Source organism: Stagnihabitans sp. (assembly GCF_964946895.1).
In genome coordinates, this window is the sequence record NZ_CBBQHX010000079.1 from 1 (window position 1) to 8,143 (window position 8,143).

The window sequence follows — 8,143 nt, forward strand, 5'->3', positions numbered from 1 at the left end:
AATGGTGCTGCAAGAGAGGATTGAACTCTCGACCTCTCCCTTACCAAGGGAGTGCTCTACCACTGAGCTACTGCAGCGCCGTTTCAAGCTTTCGGTGGTTTCCTCAGCTTGCGTGGCGGGTGATTAGACGCATTCCCGCCGGGGTGCAAGAGCAAATTGGCAACTTAACTGGACCCTTTCACACCCTTGCGCTAGAGATGCCGCCATGACGCGCGAACCCCGGTCGGTACCGAAATCTTCAAGCCTGACTGCCCGCGAACAGCGGTTGAAGGCGGCATTGAAGGCCAATATGGGGCGCAGGAAGGCTCAGGCGCGGGCGCGCGCTGCCGAAGAAAATGATGAAAAGCCCGGCGATGCGACCGCGGCAGATAATGAAATGGAATGAGGCGGGCACATGGATTCGATTCTGGTTCGGGGCAACGGGGCTTTGTCGGGGGCGATTCCGATTGCAGGGGCCAAGAATGCCTGCCTGACGCTGATGCCGGCGACATTGCTGTCGGATGAGCCGCTGACACTGACCAACGCGCCGCGCCTGTCCGACATCGCCACGATGACACAGCTGCTGCAGTCGCTGGGGGCTGAGGTGGCCAGCCTGGCCGAGGGGCAGGTTCTGGCCATGTCCTCGCACAACATCGCCAACCACACGGCCGATTATGACATCGTGCGCAAGATGCGTGCTTCGATCCTTGTCCTTGGGCCGATGCTGGCGCGGGATGGGCATGCGGTGGTTTCGCTTCCCGGCGGCTGCGCAATCGGGGCCCGCCCGGTGGATCTGCACCTGAAGGCGCTGGAGGCGATGGGAGCGGAGTTGGACCTGCGCGACGGCTATGTCCATGCCAAGGCAATTGGCGGCAAGCTGAAGGGGGCGGTGGTGGAATTCCCGTTCGTCTCGGTCGGTGCCACCGAAAACGCGCTGATGGCGGCGACGCTGGCCAAGGGCACCACGGTACTGAAGAATGCCGCGCGCGAGCCGGAAATCGTCGATCTGGCGCAATGCCTGCGCAAGATGGGCGCGCAGATTGACGGCGAAGGCACCTCGACCATCACCATTCAGGGCGTGGACCGCCTGCATGGCGCCACGCACCCCGTGGTGACGGACCGGATCGAACTTGGCACCTATATGCTGGTCCCGGCGATCTGCGGTGGCGAGATTGAATGCATCGGCGGGCGGCTGGACCTTGTGGGTGCCTTCGCCGAAAAGCTGGATGCGGCAGGTGTTTCTGTGACGGAAACCGCGCGCGGCCTGAAAGTCGCGCGCAAGAATGGCCGGGTCAATGCGGTGGACGTGGTCACCGAACCCTTCCCGGGCTTCCCGACGGACCTGCAGGCGCAGATGATGGCTTTGCTGTGCACCGCCGATGGCGTTTCGGTACTGGAAGAAAAGATCTTCGAAAACCGCTTCATGCACGCCCCTGAGCTGATCCGGATGGGCGCCCGGATCGAGGTGCATGGCGGTCATGCGACGGTCACCGGCGTCTCGAAGCTGAAGGGGGCCCGCGTCATGGCCACGGATTTGCGCGCCTCGGTCAGCCTGATCCTGGCGGCACTGGCGGCCGAGGGCGAAACCGTTGTCAGCCGCGTCTATCACCTGGACCGTGGCTACGAACGGGTCGAAGAAAAACTGCGGGCCTGTGGGGCGCAGATCGAGCGGATCAAGGCATGACCGACGCCCGCTTCGAGGATGCTGACGATGCCCCCCTGCGCCTGATCGCGCAGGAACCGGGGGATTTGCAGGTCCTTGCGGCCCTCGTGCAGGACGCGGTCTTTCCGATCACCGAGATGACCTTCGCCAAACGGCAGCACCGCTTTGCTGTCCTGCTGAACCGTTTCCGCTGGGAGGACAAGGCCGCCGCCGAGGCCGTCGGCCGGCCCTATGAACGCGTCCGCAGCCTGCTGGTGTTCGATGACGTTCTGGGCGTGCGCAGTCAGGGCATCGACCGCGGCGACAGGGACACGATCCTTTCGCTGCTGTCGATCAGCTTCACTGCAACGCAGGACGGGTCCGGCGTCGTGGAACTGCTGCTGGCGGGAGATGGCGCCGTGGCCCTGCAGGTCGAGGCGCTGGAGGTGACCCTGACCGATGTCAGCCGCCCCCACCGCGCCAACTCTGGCCATCTGCCGCAGCACGGGCAAGATTGACTGATTCCCCTGTTTCCTAAACTGACATGTCAGTTTAGGAAGGCATGCAGCACCGGTTGAGAGGGGATGGCATGGGCAGACTTGCGGGCAAGAAGGCGCTGGTAACGGCGGCAGGCCAAGGGATCGGGCGTGCGACAGCCCTGGCGATGCAGCGCGAGGGGGCAGAGGTGATTGCCGCCGACATCAACGCCGCCACGTTGGAAAGCCTTGCCGCCGAGGGAATGTCCACCCGCCTGCTGAACGTGCGCGACAAGGCCGCAGTCGAGGCTGCCGCCGCCGAGATTGGCGCGCTGGACGTGCTGTTCAACTGCGCCGGTTTCGTGGCGGCGGGCACGATCCTGGATTGTGACGAGGATCAGTGGGCTTTCTCGATGGACCTCAACATGACGGCGATGTTCCGCATGTGCAAAGCCTTCCTTCCGGCGATGATCGCGGGTGGCGGCGGGTCGATCATCAACATGGCGTCAGTGGCCGGATCGGTGATCGCGGCCCCCAACCGTTTTGTCTATGGCGCCACCAAGGCGGGGGTCATCGGCCTGACCAAGTCGATTGCGGCGGACTTCATCAGCAAGGGCATCCGCGCGAACGCGATCTGCCCGGGCACGGTGGAAAGCCCCAGCCTTGACCAGCGCCTGCGCGACACGGGGGATTATGAGGCGGCCAAGAAGTCCTTCATCGCCCGCCAACCCATCGGCCGCATCGGCAAGCCCGAGGAAATTGCCGCCCTTGTGGTCTACCTTGCGAGCGACGAATCCAGCTATACCACCGGGGTCGCGCATGTGATCGACGGCGGTTGGGCCAACATCTGAGGGGAATGACATGAAACTTCTGCGCCACGGGCCTGCGGGCCAGGAAAAACCAGGCCTGCTGCATTCGGACGGCTCGATCCGCGACCTTTCGGGCCTTGTGCCCGATATTGGCGGCGCGGTCATTTCGGACACCGGTCTTGCGATGCTGCGGGCCGTTGATCCGGGCACCCTGCCGGTGGTGGCCCCCGGCACCCGTCTCGGCCCCTGCGTCGCCGGTACCGGCAAGTTCATCTGCATCGGCCTCAATTACTCCGACCACGCGGCCGAGACCGGCGCCAAGGTTCCGGTCGAACCGATCATCTTCATGAAGGCCACCTCTGCCATCGTCGGCCCGAACGACCCGATCGTGATCCCCCGCACCTCTGAAAAGACCGACTGGGAGGTTGAACTGGCTGTCATCATCGGCAGACGGGCCAAGTATGTGTCCGAGGCCGAGGCGCTGGACTATGTCGCAGGCTATGCCGTGACCAACGACGTGTCAGAGCGCGCCTTCCAGACCGAGCGGGCGGGCCAATGGACCAAGGGCAAGTCCTGCGACAATTTCGGGCAAATCGGGCCGTGGCTGGTCACGAAGGATGAGGTCGCGGATCCGCAGGATCTGGCCATGTGGCTGACCGTGAACGGGGTGTCCCGGCAGAACGGATCGACCCGGACCATGGTCTACGGCGTCAGGCATCTGGTCGCCTACCTCAGCCAGTTCATGACCCTTCACCCCGGCGACGTGATCTCGACCGGGACACCGCCCGGCGTGGGCCTGGGCATGAAGCCACCGCAATTCCTGAAAGCGGGCGATGTGGTGGAACTGGGGATCGCGGGTCTTGGCCAGCAGCGGCAGGACGTGATCGCGGACTGAGGCTGTGAAAACCGGGGGGATTGCACGCGTGCAATCCCCCGCAATCCCTTGAATTTATTCATATTCTATCTTTCCTGTTAATCAATTGTTTACTCGGATTTCACACGGATGCAGGTGGGATCCGACCTGAGGGCACAACCGCCGGTCGATGGCGGCTTGGCTGGAAAAGCCTCAAAAGTCCGGGCTATGGCATCCGCCCCTGGGCATCGCCATGCCAGATGGGGCAGGCTGTGCCGCGCCCGGAGTGCGCCCGGACGGGGCTCGCCCTCGCTGACCGCGTGCAGCCGCGCTCTGTCAGTGCCGCTTGAAACCTGTGATCCGCGGGGTCCTGTGACGAACCCGAAGTCACGGTCGGATTTCCACTTGCCCCCGACCCTGCCCCCGATTAAATAGCCTTCGTCGGAGGCGTGGCTGAGAGGCCGAAAGCACTCGGTTGCTAACTGAGCATAGGGGGAACCCTATCGTGGGTTCGAATCCCACCGCCTCCGCCAACCATCATTGAAATCATTAGATAATTTATGGGTTTTCGAAACCTACCCCCGAATTTACCCCCGATCCGCAAAACGATGCTTTTTCGCCAGCGCTGTTCGCCACCCAGCAAATCGTCCTTGGTCCAGCGGGCGGGCTTGGCCTAGGGCCGCGCGATGCCGTGTTCCTCTTGGCTGCAGGGCAAAGCAGGCGACGTCGCCCCAGCTTGATGGCATCGGACTACTACCGTCGGATATTGTTCTTCATTCGGAAGCTGGCGGACTTCCAGAACTGGAAACCCGCCAATCTCTCAAAACACCAGCACATCGGTGAAGGCTAGCGCCGGGTGGCCATCCAGCACGGCGATCTGGACGGCGGCGCCTGAGCCGTTGCCGTCCGCGTCGTAGGACAGGGCGCCTGTGGTGGCGTTGTAGATGAGGCGGTCGGTCGCGTCGTGGGCTGCGGTGCCGGTCCAGAAGGCGTCGGTGGCTAATGTGCCTGTGGCGCCAATCGCTGCCATCACAGCTTTGGCCAAGGCGAGGTGGTCGGTGCCAGAGGTGAAGTCGGTGATGTGGTCAACGCCGGTGAGCAGGGTGAAGACGAAGGTGTCCGCACCTGCCCCGCCTGTCAGGCTGTCGTTGCCACCGGCGCCGGTCAGGCGGTCGTCGCCCGCTCCGCCCAGCATGGTGTCGTTGCCGGTGCCTCCCAGCAGGGTGTCAGCCTGCGCCGACCCCGTCAGCGTGGTGGCGGCTCCCGTGTTGGTCACCGAGAAGCCTGTGGTGCCAGTGGATGCGGCAAGGTTGACCGCGAAGCCTGCCGTCGTGAGGTTTGCGATCCCAGCGTTGCTGCTCGCGCCGGTGGCGGTCCACGCTGCGGTCACCGTGGCATTGGCGGTGGCGCCCGACGCGATGGTCAGGATGTCCGAGCCGCCAAGGTCGGTGATGCTGTCGGTGCCAGACCCCACGGAGAAGGTGTCGTTGCCAGTGCCGCCGGTGAGCCTGTCGTTGCCCAGCCAGCCATTCAGGCTGTCGTTGCCGGCGCCGCCAAGCAGAGTGTCAGCGCCGTCTGCACCGCGTAGCGTGTCGGCTTGGCCCGACCCCGACAAGGTCGTTCCAGCCGCGGTGTTGGTGACGATGAAGCCCGAAGTCCCAGTTGTGACCGCCCCGAGGTTCACGGCAAAGCCTGATGTTGTAACAATGGCCATGCCGGTGTTGCTGGTCGCTGATGTCGCTGTCCAAGCTGCGCCGACTGTTGCATTGGCCGAAGCCCCTGTCGCGATTGTCAGGACGTCGCCGCCACTCAAGTCGAAAATTGTGTCCGTTCCAGATGCCACGGTGAAAGTATCATTGCCTCCTCCGCCCATGAGGTTGTCGTTGCCCGGTCCACCAACCAACGTGTCATTGCCTGCGCCACCCAGCAGGGTGTCTGCCAGCGTCGACCCGGTCAGCGTGGTGGCGGCACCTGTGTTGGTCACCGCATAGCCCGCCGAGCCACCGGTCACGGCAGCGAGGTTGACCGCCAGACCGGCGGTCGTCAGGTTTGCCACCCCCATGTTGGTCGTGCCGGCCGTGGCCGTCCACGCGGCGGTGACAGCGGCGTTGGCAGTAGCACCCGCCGAGATCACCAGAAGATCGGACCCGCTCAGGTCGAGGACGCTATCCGTCCCGGAGGAGACCGCGAAAGTGTCATTCCCCGCTCCGCCGGTGAGCACGTCATCCCCCAACCCGCCGCTCAGGCTGTCATTGCCAGCCCCGCCCAGAAGGCTGTCGGCCCCAGAGCCACCGACGAGCGTGTCGGCAAACCCCGAGCCTGTCAGGGTCGTCCCAGCCCCGCTGTTGGTCACCGTATAACCCACAGACCCCATAGCCGCCGTAAGGTTTACCGCCAGACCGCTGGTCGTCAGGTTCGCCACCCCGGCATTGCTTGTTCCTGTCGTGACCGTCCAAGATGCCACCAATATGGCGCTTAGTATTGCCCCCGCCGAAACCTTCACGACGTCGCCCGCTCCAAGGTCAGAGATCGTGTCGGTACCATAGGCTACGATGAAGGTGTCATTGCCCAAACCACCGCTGAGGCTGTCGTTCCCGGCGCCACCCGCCAGAGTGTCGTTGCCCGCCCCACCCAAAAGGGTATCCGCGCCACTGCCGCCGATCAGGCTATCCGCCAAGCCCGAGCCGGTGAACGAGGTCGCTCCTCCCGTGTTGGTCACCTTAAACCCAACGGTGCCGGTGGTGACCGCTGACAGGTCCACCGCAAGCCCCGCCGAGGTCAGGTTTGCCGTTCCGCTATTGCTGCTCGCCGCCGTCGCCGTCCAAGCCCCTGCCAATACGGCATTGGCTGTTGCCCCCGAGGCAACCGTCAGAACATCGCCTGCGCCCAGATCGGTGACTGCATCGGCACCGGCGCCAATCGTGAAGACATCCGCCCCGGCCCCGCCGGTCAAGCTGTCGTTACCCGCACCGCCGTCTAGTGTATCCGCAAAACTCGTCCCGGTCAGAGCATTGACCCCGGCATTGCCGTTCAACGCCAAACCGTTCGCCGCCTCTCCTGCGTCGACGTTAAGCGCCGTCGTCCCGGTGGAGACCGCCAAAGCAGCTGTCCCCGTTCCGATGACCACGCGCTCCAGCGCCACGTCAGCGGTCAAAACGAGCGTACTGGCCGTGATCGAGGTGAAGCGCAGTTCATCCGAGCCGCTGCCGCCCGTGATCACCTCTCCCGTGGCAAGGTCTGCTACAGCCCCGACAAGGAAGACATCATCTCCATCGCCACCCCAAAGCGTATCAGCACCTGAGCCTCCGCTGAGGAGGTCGTTCCCGGCTCCTCCGTCAATCCGGTTGGCCCCGGCATCACCAGTTAGAGTGTCGCCGAAGGCCGAACCGATCAGCCCCTCCATCGTCGCCAGTGTATCCGTGCCAGCCCCGCCAGTGTTCTGCGCTCCAGAGATGGCAAGGCTGACCGTCACTCCAGCAGATGCTCCGTCATAGGAGGCCACATCAAAGCCAGCCCCACCGTTCAGCACATCATTGCCAGCGCCGCCGTTCAAGCTGTCATTGCCGTCGCCGCCAGAAAGGACATTGGCCGCAATGTTGCCGATCACTAGGTTGTCAGCGGCGTTTCCCGTGCCATTGAGGGCCTTTGAGCCTCTCAGGACAAGGTTCTCAAGGTTGGCGGTCAGTGTAAAGGTGACCGACGATAGGACAGTGTCAGTCCCTTCGGCCCAGTTCTCGACGATAACATCATTCGCACTATCAACGACATAGGAGTCGTCCCCGGTGCCGCCGATGAGAGTGTCATTCCCAGCCCCGCCATCGAGGCTATTCGCCGCAGAGTTGCCGGTCAGGCCGTTGCCCAAGGCGTTGCCGGTCGCATCGATTGCCGAAGAACCCGTCAATGTCAGGTTCTCGACATTTGCTGAGAGGGTGTAAGTGACGGAGGATCGAACTGTGTCCGTGCCTTCAGCGGCATTCTCCACAACCAAGTCATCGGTACTGTCCACGACATATGTGTCGTCACCAAAGCCGCCTATCATCGTATCGTTGCCTGCACCGCCATCGAGAAGGTTTAGGCCGACATTTCCCGTCAAAACGTTGTTTAAGGTATTACCCGTCGCATTGATCGAGTCTGTCCCCGTAAGTGTTACGTTCTCGACATTTGAAGCGAGGGTATAAGACATCGCGGCAAGCACCAGATCGGTGCCTTGGCCAGCGTTTTCGATCACGCTATCCCCTGCATCGACGATGAAGGTATCGTTTCCTGCGCCGCCGGTGAGGGTGTCATTGCCGCCGCTGCCATTGAGTGTGTCATTGCCGATGCCGCCGACGAGCGTATCGCCGAAGGCAGATCCGACAAGGCTGGTGGCGGCACCCGTGTTGGT

6 protein-coding genes and 2 tRNA genes are annotated in these 8,143 nt (G+C 63.3%); 6 read left to right on the forward strand and 2 right to left on the reverse strand.

Going from position 1 to position 8,143, the window contains the following annotated elements; all coding sequences use genetic code 11:
* Positions 1-2: 2 nt before the first annotated feature.
* Positions 3-77, reverse strand: a tRNA-Thr gene (locus AC1Y2B_RS23075).
* Positions 78-205: 128 nt separating this feature from the next.
* On the opposite strand from AC1Y2B_RS23075, the gene AC1Y2B_RS23080 reads away from it, so the two are divergent.
* The 6 genes from AC1Y2B_RS23080 to AC1Y2B_RS23105 all read left to right on the forward strand — a co-directional run bounded on the left by AC1Y2B_RS23080 (position 206) and on the right by AC1Y2B_RS23105 (position 4,292).
* On the forward strand, positions 206-385 hold the full coding sequence (locus AC1Y2B_RS23080; RefSeq protein ID WP_482255473.1) for a hypothetical protein: 180 nt from the start codon (positions 206-208) through the stop codon (positions 383-385).
* Positions 386-394: 9 nt separating this feature from the next.
* Positions 395-1,663, forward strand: coding sequence for a UDP-N-acetylglucosamine 1-carboxyvinyltransferase (gene murA / locus AC1Y2B_RS23085; RefSeq protein ID WP_482255474.1), 1,269 nt, complete (start codon positions 395-397; stop codon positions 1,661-1,663).
* The gene (locus AC1Y2B_RS23090; RefSeq protein WP_482255475.1) at positions 1,660-2,139 is read left to right on the forward strand and encodes a DUF2948 family protein; all 480 of its coding nucleotides are present in this window, start codon (positions 1,660-1,662) and stop codon (positions 2,137-2,139) included. Before murA ends, AC1Y2B_RS23090 begins: the two co-directional genes overlap by 4 nt.
* 71 nt (positions 2,140-2,210) lie before the next feature.
* Positions 2,211-2,948, forward strand: a complete 738-nt coding sequence (locus AC1Y2B_RS23095) for an SDR family oxidoreductase (RefSeq protein WP_482255476.1) — start codon at positions 2,211-2,213, stop codon at positions 2,946-2,948.
* Between the two features lie 10 nt (positions 2,949-2,958).
* Complete coding sequence (locus AC1Y2B_RS23100; RefSeq protein WP_482255477.1) at positions 2,959-3,801, forward strand: fumarylacetoacetate hydrolase family protein; 843 nt, start codon at positions 2,959-2,961, stop codon at positions 3,799-3,801.
* Between the two features lie 401 nt (positions 3,802-4,202).
* A tRNA-Ser gene (locus AC1Y2B_RS23105) sits at positions 4,203-4,292 on the forward strand.
* A 287-nt stretch (positions 4,293-4,579) separates the two neighbouring features.
* On the opposite strand, the gene AC1Y2B_RS23110 is transcribed toward AC1Y2B_RS23105, so the two are convergent.
* Positions 4,580-8,143, reverse strand: a 3,564-nt coding sequence (locus AC1Y2B_RS23110; RefSeq protein WP_482255478.1) for a beta strand repeat-containing protein, incomplete at its 5' end; no start/stop codon positions are given.

Excerpts from the sequence above, each read along its gene's own strand:
- AC1Y2B_RS23080 (WP_482255473.1), top strand. The coding sequence starts at position 206 with ATGACGCGCGAACCCCGGTCGGTACCGAAATCTTCAAGCCTGACTGCC.
- AC1Y2B_RS23095 (WP_482255476.1), top strand. The coding sequence starts at position 2,211 with ATGGGCAGACTTGCGGGCAAGAAGGCGCTGGTAACGGCGGCAGGCCAA.
- AC1Y2B_RS23100 (WP_482255477.1), top strand. The coding sequence starts at position 2,959 with ATGAAACTTCTGCGCCACGGGCCTGCGGGCCAGGAAAAACCAGGCCTG.
- murA (WP_482255474.1), top strand. The coding sequence starts at position 395 with ATGGATTCGATTCTGGTTCGGGGCAACGGGGCTTTGTCGGGGGCGATT.
- AC1Y2B_RS23090 (WP_482255475.1), top strand. The coding sequence starts at position 1,660 with ATGACCGACGCCCGCTTCGAGGATGCTGACGATGCCCCCCTGCGCCTG.